This is a genomic window from Caballeronia sp. INML2, assembly GCF_023631365.1.
Lineage (GTDB): Bacteria > Pseudomonadota > Gammaproteobacteria > Burkholderiales > Burkholderiaceae > Caballeronia > Caballeronia turbans.
The window spans coordinates 278827-299658 of sequence record NZ_JALQDH010000074.1; the positions used below are offsets into that span (position 1 = coordinate 278827).

Below are 20832 nucleotides of genomic sequence, written 5' to 3' on the forward strand. Positions count from 1 at the left end.
CAAAATTCGGCGCTATGATCGATGCCTGATCCCGCTTCATCGACACGACCCGCCATGACGCTCCTACCGCCGCCCGCCGCCCGCGTGGGCGACCCGCTCGTATCCGTTGCCACGCCTTCGCTGACGATCGACCTCGATGCCTTCGACGCCAATCTCGCGGCAATGTCGGCGTTCGTGGCGCGGCACGGCGTCGCGTTGCGTCCGCATGCGAAGGCGCACAAGTCCAGCGAGATCGCGAGGCGTCAGATCGAAGCGGGCGCGGTCGGCGTGTGCTGCCAGAAGCTGTCGGAGGCCTATCCGTTCGCGGCGGCGGGCATCGCGAGCATTCATGTGAGCAACGAGTTCGTCGGCATGGACAAGCTGGCCATGGCCGTCGAGCTGGCATCGCACGTGCGCCTTTCGGTTTGCGTGGATGCGTTGCCGCAAGTGCATGCGCTCGGCGACGCGGCGGCGCGTGCAGGTGTGACGATAGACGTGCTGCCTGAAATCGATGCCGGGCAACATCGCTGCGGCGTGACGAGCGAGGATGCGCTGCTCGCACTCGTCGATGGGATCGCATCGCAGGGCGCGTTGCGCTTTGCGGGCATTCAGGCGTATCACGGCGGCATACAGCACGTCGCCGACTGGGCGGCGCGCAAGGACGAAGCAAGCCGTGCCGCCGACGCTGCCGCACGCTACGTGCGCGCGCTCGATGTACGCGGCGTGCGTTGCGGCATCGTGACGGGCGGCGGTACCGGCACGGTCGAGTTCGATGCCGCGAGCGGCGTCTTCACGGAGCTGCAACCCGGCTCGTATCTCTTCATGGACGGCGATTACGGCGGCATCGGCTGGGGCGGCGAATTGCACTGGCGTCACAGCCTTTTCGTGCTGTCGACGGTCATGAGCGCGACGCGGCCCGGCATGGCCGTGTGCGATGTCGGCCTGAAAGGGCTCGCAGTGGATTCAGGCTTGCCGCGCAGCGTGCAGTGGCTCGATGCGATCGACGAGCCAGCGCTGACCTATATTTCTGCGAACGACGAACACGGCATGTTGCAGGCGCAGCACGAATCTGAAGGCGACTTCGCGCGACTCGTCGGCAAGCGACTTCTGTTGCCTCCCGGGCATTGCGATCCGACCGTGAATCTCTACGACGAATACGTGTGCCATCGAAACGGCCGAGTGACGGACCTATGGCCGATCGATGCGCGCGGTCTTTCACGCTAGGCCGATGGCTCCTTGGGCGGATAGATCGTAGTAGTCAGCGCATCCAGATCCGCGACGATCAGGCCGACGACGAACTGCGCCACTTCCTGCGCGCCGTGCGTTGCCTCCTGCTTCGCAAGTATGTTCTTGAGTTCATTCACGGCAAAGCGCGCGCGCGCGAGCCCTGCATCGTCCTGACGATTCGATGCAAGCACGCTTGCGAGCGTCTCGAACAATGACTGCACTTCGCGGCCCGTGGTGCCGAACCGTGCCGCGCAGGTATCGCGATCGAGGCGCGATACCGCTTTCGCAAGAAAGAGCGCATCGCTATGCAGACGCCGCAAAAAAGGCGCGGCCTTGTCGATTGCATCCGCGCGGCGATTCTGCACGAGCACGATGATGTGCTCGCGCTCCGCTTCCTTCAGCGCATCGTCGAACGCTTTTTGCGCGTCGGTGCTTTGCGTTTCGAGGCGCCTCGCACGCGCGTCGTCCCGTTCGCCCGACAGATACAGCCCGATCAACCGACCGAGGCTCTTCAAAGTATCGGCGACGCTGGCATGTGCGGCCGCGAGCGCACGATTCGGCCAGACCGCCGAGACGACGAACGACGATGCCGCGCCGATCAGAATCTCCAGCACGCGATGCATGGGCCGTTCGAAAGGCGAGCCCGGTCCTCCCGGAATCAGTACGACGATCACGAGCGTCACGCACGCAAGCCTGAACGCGGGACGTTTGGCGCTCAACGCTGCAAGCGGCACGAGCGCGACGGAGAAGACGGCGAGCGGCGGCGCGCCGCGTTCCATTGCGACGATACCGAGCACGCCCGTCACCGCACCGATGAATGCGCCGATGATCTGATCGCGGGCGATATCGACGGCTTGCGTGAGGCTCGGTTGCGTCACGATAACGAGGGTCGTGATGAGCGCCCAATAACCTTCTGGCAGCGCCGCGAGCCGCGCGGCGGCGTAGCTGATCGCGCAACTCATCAGCGTACGAAGGAGGCGCCTCGCTTCCGGTGCGCCGAAGAAGGCGCGCACGCGGCGTCGGGTGCGGGTGATCGCGATCATGCGGTCTCTATCGGTGATGAAGCGGAATGGTTGGCGAAGACGCGACGCACACGCGCGCCCGCTGCTGCATTATGCCAATGCGCAGGGCGCGAAATGAAAGAGGATGTCAGGGACGAGGAGAAACAGGGCGGCACGCATGCTCTGTGTTGCCGAGCATGCTGCCGCCCTTGTGCCGCGACGAACCGAAGTCTCGACGAAGCGTCAGGGTGTGTCGTCAGGTGAGCATCGGCACCGCTTCGATCAGTGCAAGCCCGAGTAACGCCCCGATGGCTGCGCTGATGAGCTTCGGATGCCAGCGATCCAGATGCAGCGCCGTGAGCAGCGCGCCGATCAGGATAACGCCGAGCAAAGCGAAAACGACGACAAGGTAGCCGATTTCAAACTCGTTATTGATAAGCACGACGCTGGCCTCCCGCCGGTTGGAACCGGCTGACTTGCACATTGCGCCGCGTTGCGGCCCATGTCGATCCGCCCGCGCGACAGTTCCATTATATGTCACGGTGTGATGTATTAAAAGTCGCGCGGCCGAAGTGCGGAGCTCGAAGTTAGCGGGCGGGCCCCGCGTTGAGCGGCAATTTCGACGCGCGCGCGCTGTCCGCCGTCATCTTCGCTCCGCCTGGCTTGTAGCCGTTCGACATCAAAAGGAAGGCCATGATGTCGGCGTAGTCCTGATCCTTCATCTTGCCGGGACGATCCGCGGGCATGTTGGTCGCCATGTAAGTGAAAATGCCGCCGACGGTGAGATGCGAATTCGATGGCGGCGCGAACGAAGGACCTTGCAACGCGGGCGCGGTCACGCCCTGAAGCTGCGCACCGTGGCACTTCGCGCACGAACTCGAATACAGTGTCTTGCCGTGCGTGGTTTGCGCCTGTTCGAACGATGGCGGCTCGGCGCCGCCCTCATTTGCGACCTTGATGAAGCGGCCTGCGCGCGCTGGGTTCGTATCCGCGAGCATGATGCCCGCGTGCGCGGACGATGCGGTCGACGGCGTGTCGAGATAGCGTGTTGCGGAGGCGGTTTGCGCAGACATGGACCATTGCATCGTCAATGCTTGCAAGCTGCCATCGTTGGTCATCGACGTGAGCGCGTCGTCGATACGTGTGCGCAAGGCCGCGGCCCTGTCGCCGAACGCGAAGGCAAGATGCCAGTCCGCATAGGGCGAATCGGCGGTCGTGACCGTGAAGCTGCGCTCCGGATGCGCCATGCGATAAGCGACGACGGCGGGATACCACACGATCGCACGTTGCGCGCGTCCCTTCGCCACCGCTTCGACCGTCGACGCCGATGTGTTCTCCAGATCGAACGTCACGTCGTGCTGTTGCACGGCGATCAATTGTGCGGGGCTCGCATAGGTCGCGGCGACCGTGTGCTTTGCGGCGTCCCCGAGTTTCGCACCGGGCGCTTCGATGCTGACATAACCCGCGCGCAGATAGCCGCGCGAGAATTGCATCTTGCCGCCGGATGCGTCGGCGACTGTCGAACGCGGAAAGCCCGCGATCACATCGCAATCGCGCGCGAGTGTCTTGTCGAGTTCGCTAAGCGACACGCCGTCGTCGTCGCCTTCACCGATGCCGTGCGAAACGATCGATGCCGCGATATGGGCGCGCGCGAAGACTGCCTGCGCGACGCTGCGATCCAGCGACGCCGACGGGCTGCCGGGGAACGTGCAGATCTTCACTGCTGCATCGGAGGGCGATGGCGCGAGCGCGATGCATGCGGCGAGCATGCCCGCTGCGCGTATGGAGTGGAGAGGATGATTCATGTCGAAGCGTCCGGTGATGTCGGTGAACACCGCAAGCGCGCGACGATGCGCGCTCGCGGTTCGATCAGGTTGGTTCAGGTGCGATTGAGCGCGAAGACATAGAGCGTGCCGCCGCGCGGAACCTTGTCCGCGGCCTTCGCCATCGGTCCGCCCCAGATCGGGTTCGCGCCGCCATAGCCCGCGAGAATCGCCACGTATTCCTTGCCGTCGATCTCATACACCGAAGGTTGCGCGATGATGCCGCTCGCGAGCTTCGGGCTTTGCCACAAGACCTTGCCGGTCTTTTCGTCGAACGCGTAGAGACGACCATCGAGCGAGCCGCTGAATGCGAGGCCGCCCGCCGTCGTCGCGACACCGCCGTTCCAGGGCAGCTTGCTCCAGTGGCTCCAGACCTTCTTGCCCGTATCGACATCGATGGCCTGCAACTCGCCATAACCTTTGCTGTTCGGCTCGGGCTTGATCTCGAAGCCTTCGCCGAGATAGGGCAGACCTTCCATGTAGTTCACCGACTTGCCCGACAAGGACATGCACGCATGCAGGGCCGGCACGATCGCGAGATGCGTTTGGGGATCGTATGACACGGACCACCAGTTCTTGCCGCCCAGAAAGCTCGGACATGTTTCGATGGTCGTGCCGGTCTTCGGATACTTGGCTGGGTCCTGAATCGGCTTGCCATCGTCCGTATAGCCCGTGACCGATGTCGCGGTGACGAAAGGCCGCGCATAGATCAGCTTGCCGTTGCTGCGATCGATTGCGTGAAAGAAGCCGTTGCGGTCCGCGTGAACGATCGCGTCGTAGTCCTTGCCCTGATATTTGATATTCGCGAGCACGGGCGTGTTCACGCCGTCATAGTCCCACGTGTCATGGGCCGTGTATTGGTAGTGCCACTTGAGATCACCCGTCTTCGGATCGAGAGCGAGCAGGGAATCGGAATAGAGATTGTCGCCGGGACGAAGATCGGCGAGCCACGGTCCCGGATTGCCGACGCCCCAATAAAGCGTCTTCGTCGCCGAGTCGTAGGTGCCGGTGAGCCATGCGGGCGCGCCACCATGTTCCTGCATGCCGTCGGGCCATGTATTGCCGCCAGGTTCCTTCGCGCCGGGCACGGTATAACGCTTCCAGAGCACCTTGCCGTCATTGGGATCGAGTGCGGCGATGAAACCGCGCGCGCCATACTCGCCGCCCGAACTGCCGACGACGAGCGCGCCATCGAGCGCCAGAGGTGCAAGCGAGAACGCGTAGCCGACGCCCGGATCGAACATCGCCTTCTTCCACACGAGCGCGCCTGTTTGCGCATCGAGGGCCGCCACTTCGCCGTTCAGCATCGCGACATAGACATTCTTTCCGTATAGCGCGACGCCGCGATTGACCACATCGCAACATGCGGTCTTGAAGGATTTCGCATCGAGATTCGGCTCGTATTTCCATAGCTGCTTGCCCGTTGCAGCATCGAATGCATAAACGTTGTCCTTGGGCGTCGTCACGAAAAGAAAGCGTCCGTTGACGATGGGCGTCGCTTCGAAGCCTTGCTGCAAGTCCTTCGGAAACTTATAGCTCCACACCTGCTTCAAGTTCTTTACGTTGCTCGTGTCGATCTGCTTGAGCGGCGAATGCGCATGACCGTTATACGTGCGGTAGTACGTGAGCCAGCCTGGATCCTCCTGCGCGCTGGTAAGACGCTCGTAGCTGACTTCCGGATACGGCGCCGGCGTGCCGCTCGCCGCGATGGCTTGTTGCTGCGCTACGCAGAATGCAGCAACGGCGCCTGCTGCAATGGCCGCGATGCGCATTGCCGGACTGAAGCGAATCTTCATCGTTGTCTCCTGGGTATTGTCGATGCAACGTCTACTTGAATCTCGATAGCGATGCGAACGGTTGCGGCATCTTCAAGGCAAGTCATGTGCCATTGATGATTCATGTGCCCGCTTGCCTTGCTGCATGCGGATCTCATGCACGAGGAGCTGGACGCAAGCGTCGTGCGATGTTCATGCAGGGGTGTTGCATCGTGGAGCAGTGGGGCGATCGACGTGTTGCCCGATGTGACAACGCGCGTTCAGTCGATCCAGCCGAGACGGCGCGCTTCATCGATGAAGCGATAGACATCGGCGGCGAGCCCCGCCATTCCGAAGCGCGCTTCCAGCTCGCCGATGATGTCGTCGAGTTCGCGCGTTCCATCACAGCGCGCGAGTATTTCGCCAGCGCTGCGATTCAGTTCGATGCTGCCGCGCGGATGCACGATCTCGCACGTGCGCATGCCCGCATGCCAATGCAGCTTAAGAGGCGCACGCAAGCGCGGGCGCGTGGGTGCGCCCGTATGCGCGGTCGTTGAGTTCATGTGGGACGGGAAGAGAAGGACGCAGGCCCGGGCGCTGTTCGACCCGGGCTTGCTTCATCGAAGCGTTAGCGTGTGGCGATATACATCGTGATCTCAAAGCCGAAGCGCAGATCGGTGAAGGCAGGCGTCGTCCATTGCATGTTCATCTCCTAAGGTGATGTTCGAGTCGGATCGCGAAGGATTCGCAATCGGACATCGAAAATGCAAGCTCCATGCCTTCGAAGAAAACGCAGTGCATGTGCACGGTTTAGCCTTTCAGTTTCATTTCGAAGTAGCGCGATTCACGTGCCGCGCTGTACCCCTTAGGAACAGGGGTGTCTCGAAGTGGAACACCGCATGGAACAACTCACTGCTCCATCGCTGAACAAGCGGGCATCTTGCGATAGATCGTGTTGCGCGAAACGCCGAGCGCACGCGCGGCGGCGGATACGTTGCCACGATGTCGCGTGAGCGCAGCGGCGATCACGGACGCCGTGACTTCCTGTAGTCGTCCCGAAGCGGGCGCCGATGAAGGGCATGCTTCAAACACGTTTTGCGTATTAACGCGAGGCTCCTCGAAGAAGTCATCAGGAAGATGTTCACGGCGAATGCAGCCGTCGTCGTCCACCATCGCGGCGGAGGTGCGCAGGAGATTGCACAGTTGCCGGAAGTTGCCGGGCCACGCGTAGCGCTGGAAGAGCGCCATCACTTCATCGTCGATGGACAGGCGCGTGCCCCGTGATTCGTCGGCGCTCACGGCGTGCAGCATCTTCGTGATCACAGTTGCGAGGTCGGTGCGCTCGCGCAATGGCGGCAGCTTGACGACGAGTCCGTTCAGTCGGTAATACAAGTCTTCGCGAAAGCGGTTCTGCTCGATCATCTCTCGCAAATTGCGGTGCGTCGCGCAGATGATGGCTACATCGACCGGTATCGACCTGCTGGAACCCAGTGGATCGACGACGCGCTCCTGCAGAACGCGCAGAAGGCGCACCTGCAGCGGATAGGGCATGTCGCCGATCTCATCGAGAAACAGCGTGCCGCCGTTCGCCTGCAGCAGCTTGCCGGCCGCGCCCTTGCGCCGGGCGCCGGTGAAGGCGCCTTCCTCATAGCCGAAGAGTTCCGATTCGATCAGGTTCTCGGGAATCGATGCGCAGTTCACCGCGACGAACGGTCCCGCGCGGCGCGGCGAATCGCTGTGAATCGCCTGCGCGAGCAGTTCCTTGCCGGTGCCTGTTTCGCCGGTGACGAGTATCGGTATGTCCTTGCCGATGACCTTGCGGACCTTGGCGATCACCACAGCCACTTTTGGATCGCCCGTGTCGAGTGAAGCGAGCTTCGATGACGCATCGATTGCAGCGGATGCGCGCGGCGCGGCTTTGATCGCATTGGATGTGGGCGCCACTCCGGCGAGCGGCGCACGGTTCAGGCGCACACGCGCGCACACGACGGCGCCGTTGTTCAGGTCGAGGGGAAAATGCGGAGCGCGGCTCGCATGCGAACGATCGATCAGTTGTGCGCTCGTCAGTCCGAAGAGCGACGAGAGCGTATGCGCGCGCAGCGACGCGATCGACAGGCCGAACTGAAACTGCGCGCTGCGATTGGCGGAGAGAAAGCGACCATCGCAGGTGAAGGCCATGATGCCTTCCATCAGCGTGCCGAGAAATTCGGGGCGGCTATGAAACGCGATCTGCAGCATGCCCTGAAAAGTGCTGGAAAACAGATGGTTTTCGATCATCTGCACGGACATGCGCGCGAGCGCCATCGTGTGGCGATGGTAGCTTCGATGATCGCCGGTCACATCGAGCACGCCGATCAGATCGCCATAGGGATCGAGGATCGGCACGCTTGAGCACGTCAAAAAGCGATTGGCCGCGAGATAGTGCTGATCGCCATGCACGACGGTGGGCGAGCGTTCCGCAATTGCGGTGCCGATCGCATTCGTGCCTTGCCGTTCCTCGGCCCAGTTCGCGCCGGCTCTCAGCGCAACTTTCTCGGCGCGTGCGAGGAAATCGTCGTCGCCGGTGGAATGGAGGATGAGACCTTGCGCATCGGTCAGCACGATCATGCTTTGCGTGTTCACGATCTGTTCGCGCAGCGTTTCCATTACCGGCGTCGCGTGCGCGCACAGCACACGGTTCTGTTCGAGCTTGAGCAGCAACTCGCCTTCGGTGAGCACGTCGTAATCGGGGCGGGTCGATGCGTTCAGGCCGAACGTCTCCGACCGTTCGTGCGCCTTGCGGATCGAGGGGATCAGCCAGCCGCTCCCTTGTTCATCGTGGCTCGCCGCGATTTGGTGAATAACGTCTTGCATCGCCTCCTCCTTTGCAGAACCGGTCGTATCGCCGGATATCTGAGCGCGGATAAAAGCAAGTCCTGCGCCAATGAGGGCAAACAAATTTCCGTGTTGGCGAAACGAAAGGATGGGCGATGTCGTCGCGACGCCCACAGTGCCGCGCATCGTGTGTTGGCCGGCGTCTGACCTGCCGCGTTGATGATGATGCGGGTCTGCCTGCCGCAAGGCCGCGGCATAAGGCGCAGCGGCTTCGAGACCATATACCCAAGGGTTGGCATATCAAATGCAAAAGACAGAGCGGGCGCCAACAAACGCTCGATTCGAATCTAACGAACTCTCGCTCACGCACCGCAAGGAGAAACGCCATGGCGAACCTGAAGCTCGACGATCTGCAACATGCCCAGCATCTGTCCTCTTCCGAGATGTCCCGGATCGTCGGAGGCGACAAGAAGGAGCCGGCCGGAAAGCCGATTCATATCGACGCTCAAAGCGGCGTGCTGACGTTCAAGGACGGCTCACAATGGACGATGGACCTGAACGGCAAGCTGCATCCACTGTGATGCGAGTGCGTCTAATCTCCTCGTGATAGAAGGCCGGACGTGCTCCGTGGCGCGGCCGGCCCTTCTCCTCTTGCATTCAAAACGTTTGATGCCGGTTTGCGTTATGTCTTTTGCATACGGAATCACAGACCGGTTCGGCCCGCGGTAAGTACGAGCCGCAAGCCGAGTATCGCGATCACGCTCGCGGCAATCCGGTCGATCCATTTCCTCGCGCGCAGATACATTTCGCGCGGACGCTTGCTGGAGAAACCCAAAGCGACGACCGTGTACCAGCCCGTCTCGATCGCGAAGACCATCGGCGGCAAGACGAAGTAGCACCACAGCGGAGGATGTTGCGGCAGGAGCGCCGCGAAGATGCTGCCGTACCAGATGGCGGTCTTCGGATTGCTCAACTGCGTCGTGAGGCCGAGCCAGAACGATTTGCGTGCGCTCGTCGCGAGTGCGGGCGGATCGTCTTGCGTCGACATCTGCATCGGCTGCGCGGCGCCGCGCCAGATCTTCGACGCCACGTAGAGGAGATACAGCCCGCCCGCGACCTTCAGCCCGACGTAGAGCCACTCGACGGCCACGAGCAGCGTATAGAGGCCGGCCAGAGCGATGCCGCCGAAGAAGATGCCGCCGACGCCCATGCCGAGCGCGGTCGCGAGACCATCGGCGCGAGATATGCCGATCGCATTGCGGGCCACGATCACGAAACTCGGGCCCGGAATCATCGCGCCCAGCAGCAGCGAGAACAGAATCGCGAATACGGCGGTGGATGCGGTCATCGGATTGTCTCCTCCCATTCTGAATGCACTCGAATGCGGTTTGAATGCGGCATGCAAAACGCACGATTGCATTCACGATGCATGATACGCGCGATGTTGCGCGCCTCGCTCTAGCCAGCGCCGCCTGCGACGCTGTCCTCGTGGATCGCGCGGTTGCGGCCGGTTCGTTTGGCGAGATAGAGCGCGGCGTCGGCACTATTGAGCAGCTTGAGCGCATCTTCGATCTGGCGCGGCGAGGCGGTCGCGATACCGATGCTGATCGTCAGCACGCCCTTGGGCGCGGCACTGTTGGTGATGGCGAGTTTCTCCACTTTCTCGCGCAGGCGCTCGGCGAACGTGATCGCGCCGTTCGCTTCGGCACCCGGCAGCACGACCACGAATTCCTCGCCGCCGTAGCGCGCCACGATATCCCCGGGCCGCTTCGTGGAATTCTGTATGCAATCGGCCACTGCGACGAGCGCATCGTCGCCCATCGCGTGACCGTAAGTGTCGTTGTACAGCTTGAAGTGATCGACGTCGACGAACAAGGCGGATAGGGGTTGATCGGCGCGACGGGCGCGCCGCCATTCCTCGTCGAGCCGGCGGTCCAGCGCGCGGCGATTGGACAGGCCGGTGAGCGAATCGGTGCCTGCAAGGCGTTGCAGCTTCGCTTGCGCGATCGCCCGCGACCGCAGCGAGATCGCAAGCAGCCAGGAGATGACGACAAAGCCGCCGCCGAACGTCATCGTCAGTCCGCCAATGACGATGCTGCGCTCGCGCCACGCAGCGAGCACTTCATGCTCCGCGGGCGCGACCGCCGCAATCATCTGCGTGCCGGGTACGTGCTGGAAGGTATAAAGCCGTCGCACACCGTCGAGTGGCGATTTCGATATGTACGAGCCGGACGGAGCGTCGCGCATCGCGGCGAAGGTCGGCGATCTGGCGACGTACCTGGCTTCGTCCAAGGGCAATGCAGGCTTGCGCGCGATCATCACGCCGTCCTGCTGAACGATGAACACGGACCCCGACCTGCCGACGTTCACGCGCGAAAGCAGGTTCTTGAAATAGGCCACGTCCAGCGCGATCACCGCGACACCCGCGAACGACCCGTCCGGTGCATCGATGCGCCGGCTCAGCGCGAGCGAGACCGCGCCTTTGCGCAGCCGCGACACGTAGGGTCCGGAAATGAAGAGGCCGGCGTCGGGATGTTCGGCATGCGCCTTGAAGTAATCACGATCGTTGAAGAGCAGGTCGGCGTGCTCTGAAGGATCGCGTTCGACGACGATGCGTCCTTCGCGATTCATCACGAACGCGCCGCCGACATAGTTCGTGCCGGTGGCGCCATCGAAGAGCACGAGTTTGCGCAGATCGGGAGGAAGCGTCATCACGGCGGGGTTTTGTATGCCGCTGACGATGGTGCGCAGCGACAGGTCGCTCGATTCGATGTTGCGCGCGATATCGGCGCTCAAGGTAGCGACGAGGTTGGCCGCTGCCTGATTCGCGTTCTGCAATGCCTGCGCGCGACCTTGCCAAAGCGCGGCAAACGACAACGCGGCCATGGAAACGGCGATGGCGGTGCCAATGAGTCCGGCGAGCGCCGGAAACCGCGAAAACGCATCGGCGAAGCGCATCGCGGCGGTGCTGTTGCGCCGCATCAGCCGGCGGCTGACCATGCGTCCGGTCTTGCGAACGGCGTTCAATCTGGCGGGCATTCAGGTTCTCCGCGTGACGCCATTTCCGCACGACCCGGCGCGGTATGGCCTGCGGTGCGAGCACGCTTTGCGTCGAAAAACTCCATGTTTCAGGGGGGATTCGCTGCGTGTAATCGAACGTCGATTGTAGTCGCTTGGAACGCAGCGGTTTCGCACGGGCGCCCATGAATCAGCCGTTGCGTTATCTCGTGATCAGCTGGCGTCTCCTGCACCCGCTACTTCACGAGGTGCAGCCGCTTCGTGATGATCGTACCTTCCTTGCGATCGATGAGCCACGCTGCATCAACTCTTCCATTCAATGTCGATGTCCTGCGCGTGATATCCGTGGGTTCTTCGTCGGTAGGCGCGCTGTGTTCGATGTCATCGGTCAGGTAGGGCGGCGCGAGCGAGCAGATGAGCACGATCGCGAAGTCGCCGTTGCCGTGCGCATGATCGAAGTTCGGGAGCACGATCCGGCCGCTGACGGTCGTCTTGATGCCGCTCTGCGGCTTCAACTGAATGACGTCGAAGGTCTGAACGAATCCCTTCTCCTTGGCCTCTGGCGCGACGACGAGCTTGCGGCCGCTTTGTCCCTTCACGGTCTGCTTGAGCAGGATGGCATCGGGATTTTCAGGTGCCGCGAGCGAGACATTCACTGAAAGGACCTTCTTTCTCGACAGATAGCGCACGCCATATGAAACCGGAATGACGAACGTGAACGTGCGCTCGGTCTGCTCGCGAGGCTGACTCGCGCCCGACGCCGCGGATGCGCCTTGCTGCGCCTTGTGAAACGGACGCGAGAGAAAGGCCCGTACGCGGTTCGTGATCGATGCCGATTGTCCCGGCGCAGGGTGCCCCGCGAGCGCGTCGCGGACTTGCGCGGGATCGTCGCCGGTGAAGTTCGGCGCAAGCGCGTTGGCGGACAGGATGACTTGCGCCGATGTACTGCTCGCGCCCTCGACTGCACTTGCAGCATGACCACCATGCGGCGCGGCTGCGAAAGTGCACACTGGCCCGCACGACAACGCGCAGGTCATGCACAGCGCCGCGCCACGTCCACGATTCAATAGAAGCACCTGCCTACTCCTGGCGCCAGAGCCGGTTGCGATGATGTGGCTATCTTAAAACGAAGCGCGCGAATCGGCATCTTGCATGCCTGATATTGGATGCAATCCGTCCGCGCGTAGTCGAAGATTGCCGCGATCGCATCGATATGATCGCGATGAACAGAAAAAAGCCGCTCGAAAGCGGCCACTGGTCGATCAGGTTTACCGGCGCGGGATCACGCCTCGCATCTGCGTCGCGCGCAGAAAATCGAAATCGACGCCCTTGTCTGCCTGCGTCACCGTGTCATAAAACAACTTGCGATAACCACGATCCGCGCTCGGCACGCTGACGGGCGTTGCCTTCGCGCGTGCGGCGAGTTCTTCTTCGCTGATGAGCAGACTGATTTCACGCTTCGACACGCTCAGGCGAATGCGATCGCCGGTTCGAACGTGCGCGAGCGGGCCGCCGACTGCCGATTCCGGCGTCACATGCAAAACGATAGTGCCGAACGCCGTGCCGCTCATGCGTCCATCGGAGACGCGCACGATATCCTTCACGCCCTTCAACGCGAGCTTGCGCGGAATGGGGATGTAGCCGGCTTCCGGCATGCCCGGTGCGCCCTTGGGCCCGATGTTCTTGAGCACGAGGATATCGTCGGGTGTGACGTCGAGATCGTCGGAATCGATGCGTGCCGCGAGATCCGCGCCATGCTCGAACACGACCGCCCGGCCTTCGTGTTCCATCAACTTCGCGTTCGCCGCCGATTGCTTGATGATCGCGCCACCCGGTGCGAGATTGCCTTCCAGCACCGCGATGCCGCCTTGCGGATAGATCGGTTTGTCGAAGGGACGCACGACGTCCTGCTCGAATGCCGGCCCTGCGGCTTCGATCTCTTCGCCGAGCGTGCGTCCGGTGACCGTCAATGTGTTCAGATGCAGGAGCGGCTTCAATTCGCGTAGCAGCGTGGCCATGCCGCCGGCCTTGTGAAAGTCCTCCATGTAATGCAATCCGGAAGGCTTCAGGTCGACTAGCACGGGCGTTTCGCGACCCATGCGATCGAGCGCCTTCAGATCGACGTCATAGCCCATGCGTCCGGCGATCGCGGTGAGATGCACGATGCCGTTCGTCGAGCCGCCGATCGCGAGCAGCACGCGCATCGCGTTTTCGAATGCCTCGGCCGTGAGGACCTTGTCGATGGTGAGGTCATCGCGCGCCATCTGCACGGCTTGCGTGCCCGTGAGTTCGGCGATACGCATGCGATCCGACGTGACCGCGGGCGGCGATGCGCCGCCCGGCACCGTCATGCCGAGCGCTTCGGCGATGCATGCCATCGTGCTCGCCGTGCCCATCACGGAACAGGTGCCCACGCTCGCGACGAGCTGATTGTTCACGGCCGCGATTTCCGCTTCGTCGATTTCCTCCGCGCGAAAACGCCCCCAATAGCGGCGGCAATCCGTGCATGCGCCGACGCGCTCACCGCGATGCGCGCCCGTGAGCATCGAGCCCGTGATGAGTTGAATCGCAGGAATGCCGGCCGATGCCGCGCCCATCAGTTGCGCGGGCACGGTCTTGTCGCATCCGCCGATCAGCACGACCGCGTCCATCGGCTGGGCCCGGATCATCTCTTCCGTGTCGATCGACATCAGGTTGCGAAGGTACATGCTCGTCGGCTGCGAGAACGATTCGGCGATCGAGATCGTCGGAAAGTCCATCGGCAAGCCGCCCGCCAGCATCACGCCGCGCTTCACCGCTTCGATCAGTTGCGGTGCATTGCCGTGACACGGGTTATACGCGCTGCCCGTATCGACAATGCCGATCACCGGGCGATCCAGGGCGCTGTCGGTATAACCCGCGCCCTTGATGAAGGCTTTGCGCAGGAACAGCGAGAAACCGTTGTCTCCATAGCTCGTGAGCGATTTGCGCAAGCCGCCCGGTTTCGCGGGCTCTTCGCCGGGCTTTTTCCTGAATGTGTCGGTCATGGTCGCACTACCGTTTGATGAGCGTTGAACGTCTGCGTGCCTCGATTATCGCGGCTTTGCCCAGGCTTTGTGCGCGCTTGGCGCGTGCTTCGAACCGAAGACGTTTTTGCTTTCGCAAGCGCCAGACGCAAATGGCCCCTCACGTTGTCACTTTCTTCGGACCGATTCGGCGGCGGCAAGAAACGCTTGCGCGAGGCGCAGTCGCGCGGACGAGCGTCCCTAAAGCAATCCGACGCAGCGTCTGCGCGCGCCATGCGGCAATGTCCGCTTTTCAGGGACAGTCCGCTCAATTCCTGCGATGCCCAGTGCACGGCTCTGTAGCGCGTCGCCTGAGGTCGATCAATCCGTGGCGGTCCTGCTGCGAAATCGCTCTGGAAATCAGCCGTCGATCGTCTCGTGCACGCCCTGTTCGCCGCGTTTCCAGTAAGCGGAAGCGCGAATGCGCTTCTTGTCGACGCCGCGTTCGTCGCATAGCAGCTTGCGGACCGCGCGCATCAGCGTGGCTTCTCCCGCGGCCCACACGTAGCCTTCGCCATCGGGCACGTAGGTTTCGCGCAAGGCGAGCAGCAGCGCGCCGCCGGGATGCTCGCTCTCGTTGCGATAGCGCCATTGCGCGTAGAGATCGGCGCGCGTATCGAATTCGATGCGTGCGGATTGATCGGCGACTTCGATCAGCGTCGCGACGCGCGTGCCTTCGGGCAGCTCTTCCAGACGCCGCGCGATGGCGGGCAGGGCGGTTTCATCGCCGATCATCAGATGCCAGTCGAACTGCGTCGGAATGACGAACGACCCACGCGGTCCGCCGATGCCGAGATATTGACCCGGCGCGGCTTGCGCGGCCCATGCCGTCGCGGGGCCGGCTTCGTGCAGCACGAATTCGATATCGAGCTCGCGCGCTACACGGTCGAAGCGGCGCGGCGTGAAATCGCGCGCGATCGGACGCGGCTTCGACGCATCGAATATGGGCCCGTCGGGACCGGCCTGCGGGAGCGCGGGCATCGCCTCGCCGGGCTGCGGGAAGAAGAGCTTTACGTGATCGTCGAATGAGGCGCTCACGAAGTCGTCGAGCGAATCGCCCGTGAAGGTCACGCGCACGAGATACGGATTGAGCGCCGTTACGCGCGTGACTTGCAGCAACCGGAACTTGAGCGCGTGACGAATGCGCGCGACTTCGAGATCGGGTCTGTCTTGAAGAATGGAATCTGTCATCGTGTATGGCTCCTTCTTACGCCTGCTTCGGCGCCGGGTTCTGTTCGATTTCGGCCGTCGCGCGCGCAAGGATCGCGGCGATGCGGCGTTGCTCGTCCTGCGATGCGTCGGTGCGCAAGAGCAGCGCTTTCTTCAGCGCGCGGCGCGCGGCGATCAGCTCGGGCGCCCAGCCGCTATCGGCGGCGGTGTCATCGGCTTCCTCGCCCATGTAGGCGCGGCGCACGAGATCCATCTTGCGTGCGAAGTGCGTGAGCTTCGCGAGCATGATGTCCACGCGCTCGCGGTTCGACGCGAGATAGTCGCGACCCGCATCCGAAAGCGCATAGCGCTTGCGATTGCCTTCCAGTTCGACGGTGGCGTAGCCCAGCTCTTCCAGATACGTGAGCGCCGGATAGACCATGCCGGGGCTCGGCGTGTAGAAGCCGTTCGAGCGGTCTTCCAGTGCCTTGATGAGTTCGTAGCCATGACGCGGCGCTTCGGCGAGCATCGCGAGCAGCAGCAGTTGGAGATCGTCGGAGGAGAACTTGCGTCCGCGCGGCATGCCGTCCTCGCCGCCGAATCCACCCATGCCACCCATGCCACCCATGCCACCCGTTCCGCCGGGACCGCCGCCGAAGCGACCGCCGGCGCCGTGGCGATGACGGCCGATCATGCCCCAGCGTTCGAAGATCGAACGCTCAGACCACTCGGGGGCGTCGAAGGGAAAACCAGATCCGAATGCGCGGAAGCCGGCTTCACGCGCGCGTTGAATGCAGCGGGATTTCATCAGAACACTCCAGATATGTCTTAAAACATATCTAAAGATATATATCGTAAGAGTGTCTGTCAAGCGGGAATACGAGGGGCGGGGCGCGCAAGTGCCGACGATCGCCGCATTCGCCGATACGCATCGCGCCGTCCCGGCCGTCCCGCGAGCGGCTCAGCGCCCCTTCCACGGCACGAGCCGCCGCTCCAGCGCGCGCATGCCGAAGTCGAATATCCACGCGATCGCGCCGATGAGCACGATGCCCATCACCACCACGTCGGTGCGCAGGAAGCTCGACGCGTTGAGCACCATCTGCCCGAGGCCGGCGGTCGCGGCAACCATCTCGGCAGCGACAAGTGTGGTCCAGCCGAAGCCCACGGCGATGCGCAGGCCCGTCAGGATCTCCGGCAGCGCGGCGGGCAGCACGACATGCCACACCACCTGCCGGAAGTTCGCGCCGAGCGACCACGCTGCGTTCACCTGCTCGGCGGTCGCGCTTTTCACGCCCGCACGCGCGGCCATCGCGATCGGCGCGAAGCAGGCGAGCCAGATCACGACGATCTTCGCGGTCTCATCGATCCCGAAGTAGATGACGACGAGCGGCAGATAAGCGAGCGGCGGCAGTGGCCGATAGAACTCCAGCGGCGGATCGAGCACGCCGCGCGCAATGCGGCTCACGCCCATCAGGATGCCGACCGGCACCGCCGTGACGACCGCGAGCGCGAATGCACCGAACACGCGGATCGCGCTCCACAGCAGATGTTCCGAGAGCGGCAGTCCGCCCTGAAGCCGTCCATGCCACGCATCGGTGAATGCCTGCCATACGGCTTCGGGCGAGGGCAGAAAGAGCGGCGGCAGCCAGTGAAAATGCGTGGCGGCCCACCACAGCACCGCGAGTGTCGCGACGCACAGCGCACTGGGCAGCGCCGTCGGGCCCGCGCCCGGCATGCCGCGATAGCGCGCGCGCCTTTTCGCGCGCGAAGCAGCTCGTGTGGTCTGCGGCGTCGTGACGGCGCGCGGCAGCGGGACGTCTCGAGCGGGGTGAGTCACGCCACCTCCGTGTCGGTGCGATGCAGTCGGCGCGTCAGCCGTTCGCGCCATTCGATGAAAGCGGGCGACGATTTCACGGCGCGCGCGTCGCGGTTGCGAATGTAATCGCGCGAGAAGGGCAGCTCGTGCACTTCCTCGATGCGTCCCGGGCCGGGTGTCATCAGCACGAGGCGCGTCGCCAGGAAGAGGGCTTCCTCCACGCTGTGCGTGATGAAGAAGACCGTCTTGCCGGTGCGCGCCCACACGTCGAGCACGAGTTCCTGCACGCTTTCGCGCGTGAGGGCGTCGAGCGCGCCCATCGGCTCGTCCATCAGCAGCACTTCGGGATCGCTCGCGAGTGCGCGCGCGATTCCGACGCGTTGCTGCATGCCGCCCGAAAGCGCGTAGACCTTTGCCCGCTCGGATTGCGCCAGACCGACGAGCGCGAGCGTGCGGCGCGCGATCTCGAGGCGCTCGTCGCGCTTCACGCCACGAAAGCGCAGGCCGAGCGCGACGTTGTCGATGACATTCAGCCACGGCATCAACGCATGTTTCTGGAACACGACGCCGCGCTCCGCGCCGGGCCCGGCGATCGGTTCGCCATTGAGCGATGCCTCGCCTTCGGTCGGCTCGAGAAATCCGGCGAGGCAATTCAGCAGCGTGGTCTTGCCGCAGCCCGACGCGCCGAGCGCCACCACGAACTCGCCGCTGCCGATCTGCAAATCGACGCCTTTCAACGCGGGCGTGTGCGCGCCTTCGTACGTGACGCCGAGATTGCGGATGGCAAGCGATGTCATTTCGCGGCCTGCTGCGCGAAGCGGGGATCGACGCCCGTGGAGTAATCCGCGAGCACGTTCTGGATCGTGCCCTGCTGCTTGAGGAACTGCGCGGTGGCGGCGAGCGACTTCGCCGCGCCGGACTGCTGTCCGCCGCCGAGCCAGGTCGGCGAAGCCTGCTCGCCTGCGCTCGGGAAGGCGTAGAGCGCGAGACTCGCGGGCACGTCGGCGGCGTTCGCCCCGGATTCCTGCGCGACCGCCTGCACCTGTTTCGATGCGGCGGTCCAGTCGGCCTTGTGGTCGCGGTATTGCGCATCGGTATCGGCGAGCACCTTGACGAGCCCGTTCAGGAACGCGGGATTGTCCTGCGCGAACTTGCGTGCCGCGACGAAGCCGTCGAAGGTCGCCTTGCCCGATTCCTTCGCCACCTCACCCGACGTGATGAGCACGCGGCCGCTCTGCTTGGCCTTGGCGAGCACCGGGTCCCAGATGTAAGTCGCGTCGATGTTGCCGCGCTCCCACGCCGCCGCGACTTCGGGCGGACGCAGATTGACGATCCTGACCGTCGACGGATCGACACCCGCCTGCTGCAAGGCGACGAGCGCATGAAAATGCGAAGTCGATACATACGGCACGCCGAGCGTCTTGCCCTTCAGATCGGCGAGCTTGCTCACGCCGGACCCGTTGCGCGCGACGAGCGCTTCGGCATCGTTGATGTTGTCGAGAATCCAGAACAGCGACAGATCGACGCCTTGCGAGAGTCCCGCCGCGATCGGGCTGGAGCCCGCTTCGCCCACCTGTATGGAACCGGACGCGAGCGCGCGGATGACGTCCGCGCCGCTGCCGAGCTTGCGATAAGTGACCTTGTATCCGGTGGCCTTCTCGACGGCTCCGCTTGCCTGCGCATAGCGCCACGGCACCACCATGTCCTGATAGCCGATGACGACCTCGCGTGTTTCGGCCTTTGCATGAACGGGCGCGAAAACGACGGCGGCAAGCATGAAGGCAGCGGCGCCGGCGATCAGTGTGCGGCGATGGATCGTATGTTTCATGGAGCGAACGGAGTGGTGTGGTGAAGCCTTCGACTATAGGCACTTTGTGTGCCGCGGCTACCAATCAATTGTGCGTAGCAAATGACGTGGAGCGCGCTTCGCATATACGCCTGGCCGAACCGCGAACGGTCGCGCACGAGCCGTCATTTGCAAATGAAAAATACTTGGTACCACCTCCGGCGGATGTCTCGCATAGTCGTACGTATTGGCTATCGACGGTTGACTTTGCATCGGACGAGTACCGCCGCCATCGCTTCTGTGACGAAACAAGAAATACGGCGACGTCGTGACTATGACCGGCGGCGGCGCGGCATGCAGAACCGCTGGCGCTATTCCGGCTTGCCCGGCCGACATCATGGAAAGGACTGCACTGTGGCTGTATTCGACATCGACGACATCGTCCAATCGCTTCAGACGGTCCGCCAGCAGTGGCGGGAAATGCAAAAGCGCTCGCTCGAGCCGGGCGGGCGCGAACTCCCCGCGCGCGAGGCGCTCGCCGACATCATCGGCGCGCTGAAAGGCGCACTCTTTCCGATGCGGCTCGGCCCGCCCGATCTGCGTCAGGAAAGCGAGAACTTCTACGTCGGCCATGCGCTCGATTTCGCGCTGCAGGGCCTGCTCGCGCAGGCGAAGCTGGAGTTGCAATACAAGGCACGGCATGAGCCGCGCGACGACCACGCGATCGACACGCGCGCGATCAACGCAATACGCGCGTTCGCCAAAACCCTGCCGCGCATCCGCACCCTGCTCGACAGCGACATCCTCGCGGCCTATCAGGGCGATCCGGCGGCGGGCAGCGTCGACGAAGTGCTGCTTTGCTATCCCGGCATCCTCGTGATGATCCACCATCGCATCGCGCACGAGCTTTATCGGCTCGAATTGCCGCTGCTCGCACGCATCGTGGCCGAGCTCGCACATGGCGAAACCGGCATCGACATCCATCCCGGTGCGCGCATCGGCTCGGGGTTCTTCATCGATCACGGCACGGGCGTCGTGATCGGCGAGACGGCGGTGATCGGCAACCACGTGCGCATCTATCAGGCGGTGACGCTCGGCGCCAAGCGCTTTCCGCGCGACGCGCAAGGTCAACTCGAGAAAGGGCTCGCGCGTCATCCGATCGTCGAGGACGACGTCGTGATCTACGCCGGCGCGACGATCCTCGGACGCGTGACGCTCGGACGCGGCGCGGTCATCGGCGGCAATGTATGGCTCACGCACGACGTCGCGCCGGGCGCTTCGGTCACGCAGGCGCTGTCGCAAAGCGGTGAGGCCGCGCGGCGCGCCCAGACGCAGCGGACCGAGCCTGTCTCGTCATGAGCACACCGGTGCGCCATGTCGGCGCGACCGTTCGACAACTGCGCGAGCGCTGCCTTTATGCG

The 20832-nt window shown here is 63.3% G+C and carries 19 protein-coding genes; 3 read left to right on the top strand and 16 right to left on the bottom strand.

Annotation, left to right across the window (positions count from 1 at the left end):
• Window positions 1-54: 54 nt before the first annotated feature.
• The gene (locus NCT32_RS26105; RefSeq protein ID WP_061116400.1) at window positions 55-1203 is read left to right on the top strand and encodes a DSD1 family PLP-dependent enzyme; all 1149 of its coding nucleotides are present in this window, start codon (window positions 55-57) and stop codon (window positions 1201-1203) included.
• Here NCT32_RS26105 and NCT32_RS26110 read toward each other — a convergent pair.
• The 7 genes from NCT32_RS26110 to NCT32_RS26140 all read right to left on the bottom strand — a co-directional run bounded on the left by NCT32_RS26110 (window position 1200) and on the right by NCT32_RS26140 (window position 8637).
• On the bottom strand, window positions 1200-2249 hold the full coding sequence (locus NCT32_RS26110; RefSeq protein WP_061116401.1) for an aromatic acid exporter family protein: 1050 nt from the start codon (window positions 2247-2249) through the stop codon (window positions 1200-1202). The two genes, NCT32_RS26105 and NCT32_RS26110, sit on opposite strands and share 4 nt — an antisense overlap.
• A 214-nt stretch (window positions 2250-2463) precedes the next feature.
• Complete coding sequence (locus NCT32_RS26115; protein WP_035505719.1) at window positions 2464-2649, bottom strand: hypothetical protein; 186 nt, start codon at window positions 2647-2649, stop codon at window positions 2464-2466.
• Window positions 2650-2794: 145 nt separating this feature from the next.
• A complete protein-coding gene (locus NCT32_RS26120) occupies window positions 2795-4012 on the bottom strand; it encodes a c-type cytochrome (RefSeq protein WP_250477835.1) in 1218 nt (405 codons plus the stop codon).
• A gap of 74 nt (window positions 4013-4086) precedes the next feature.
• The gene (locus tag NCT32_RS26125) at window positions 4087-5826 is read right to left on the bottom strand and encodes a methanol/ethanol family PQQ-dependent dehydrogenase (protein WP_061116402.1); all 1740 of its coding nucleotides are present in this window, start codon (window positions 5824-5826) and stop codon (window positions 4087-4089) included.
• A gap of 239 nt (window positions 5827-6065) precedes the next feature.
• Window positions 6066-6347, bottom strand: a complete 282-nt coding sequence (gene pqqD, locus NCT32_RS26130; protein ID WP_061116403.1) for a pyrroloquinoline quinone biosynthesis peptide chaperone PqqD — start codon at window positions 6345-6347, stop codon at window positions 6066-6068.
• Between the two features lie 65 nt (window positions 6348-6412).
• A complete protein-coding gene (pqqA, locus tag NCT32_RS26135; RefSeq protein ID WP_008347847.1) occupies window positions 6413-6487 on the bottom strand; it encodes a pyrroloquinoline quinone precursor peptide PqqA in 75 nt (24 codons plus the stop codon).
• A 206-nt stretch (window positions 6488-6693) separates the two neighbouring features.
• Window positions 6694-8637, bottom strand: a complete 1944-nt coding sequence (locus NCT32_RS26140; protein ID WP_250477836.1) for a sigma-54-dependent Fis family transcriptional regulator — start codon at window positions 8635-8637, stop codon at window positions 6694-6696.
• A gap of 347 nt (window positions 8638-8984) precedes the next feature.
• Here NCT32_RS26140 and NCT32_RS26145 point away from each other — a divergent pair, with 347 nt between their 5' ends.
• Entirely contained in the window at window positions 8985-9179 is a 195-nt protein-coding gene (locus NCT32_RS26145; RefSeq protein ID WP_061116404.1) for a hypothetical protein, read from the top strand.
• 122 nt (window positions 9180-9301) lie between these two features.
• Here NCT32_RS26145 and NCT32_RS26150 read toward each other — a convergent pair whose 3' ends face one another.
• From NCT32_RS26150 to tauA, 9 genes are all read right to left on the bottom strand, one after another.
• The gene (locus NCT32_RS26150; RefSeq protein WP_061116405.1) at window positions 9302-9946 is read right to left on the bottom strand and encodes a LysE family translocator; all 645 of its coding nucleotides are present in this window, start codon (window positions 9944-9946) and stop codon (window positions 9302-9304) included.
• A gap of 110 nt (window positions 9947-10056) precedes the next feature.
• Window positions 10057-11580 (bottom strand): sensor domain-containing diguanylate cyclase, encoded by a 1524-nt coding sequence (locus NCT32_RS26155; RefSeq protein WP_086960757.1) that lies wholly within the window; start codon window positions 11578-11580, stop codon window positions 10057-10059.
• Between the two features lie 272 nt (window positions 11581-11852).
• Window positions 11853-12692, bottom strand: coding sequence for a hypothetical protein (locus NCT32_RS26160; RefSeq protein WP_250490626.1), 840 nt, complete (start codon window positions 12690-12692; stop codon window positions 11853-11855).
• Window positions 12693-12884: 192 nt separating this feature from the next.
• Window positions 12885-14642 (bottom strand): IlvD/Edd family dehydratase, encoded by a 1758-nt coding sequence (locus NCT32_RS26165; RefSeq protein WP_061116408.1) that lies wholly within the window; start codon window positions 14640-14642, stop codon window positions 12885-12887.
• 378 nt (window positions 14643-15020) lie between these two features.
• Window positions 15021-15851, bottom strand: coding sequence for a siderophore-interacting protein (locus NCT32_RS26170; protein ID WP_061116409.1), 831 nt, complete (start codon window positions 15849-15851; stop codon window positions 15021-15023).
• A gap of 16 nt (window positions 15852-15867) precedes the next feature.
• Window positions 15868-16503 carry a PadR family transcriptional regulator gene (locus tag NCT32_RS26175; protein ID WP_250477847.1) on the bottom strand — a complete coding sequence of 212 codons (636 nt, stop codon included), beginning with the start codon at window positions 16501-16503 and terminating at the stop codon, window positions 15868-15870.
• Window positions 16504-16770: 267 nt separating this feature from the next.
• Window positions 16771-17646, bottom strand: coding sequence for an ABC transporter permease subunit (locus NCT32_RS26180; RefSeq protein ID WP_096031946.1), 876 nt, complete (start codon window positions 17644-17646; stop codon window positions 16771-16773).
• Window positions 17643-18422 carry a taurine ABC transporter ATP-binding protein gene (locus NCT32_RS26185; protein ID WP_061116410.1) on the bottom strand — a complete coding sequence of 260 codons (780 nt, stop codon included), beginning with the start codon at window positions 18420-18422 and terminating at the stop codon, window positions 17643-17645. Before NCT32_RS26185 ends, NCT32_RS26180 begins: the two co-directional genes overlap by 4 nt.
• Window positions 18419-19453, bottom strand: coding sequence for a taurine ABC transporter substrate-binding protein (gene tauA, locus NCT32_RS26190; protein ID WP_061116411.1), 1035 nt, complete (start codon window positions 19451-19453; stop codon window positions 18419-18421). The genes NCT32_RS26185 and tauA overlap by 4 nt, the downstream gene beginning before the upstream one ends.
• Window positions 19454-19825: 372 nt before the next feature.
• Between tauA and epsC the strand changes: the two genes are divergently transcribed.
• Window positions 19826-20770: a serine O-acetyltransferase EpsC gene (gene epsC / locus NCT32_RS26195; RefSeq protein ID WP_061116539.1), complete on the top strand. Its 945-nt coding sequence runs from the start codon at window positions 19826-19828 to the stop codon at window positions 20768-20770.
• Window positions 20771-20832: the final 62 nt, after the last annotated feature.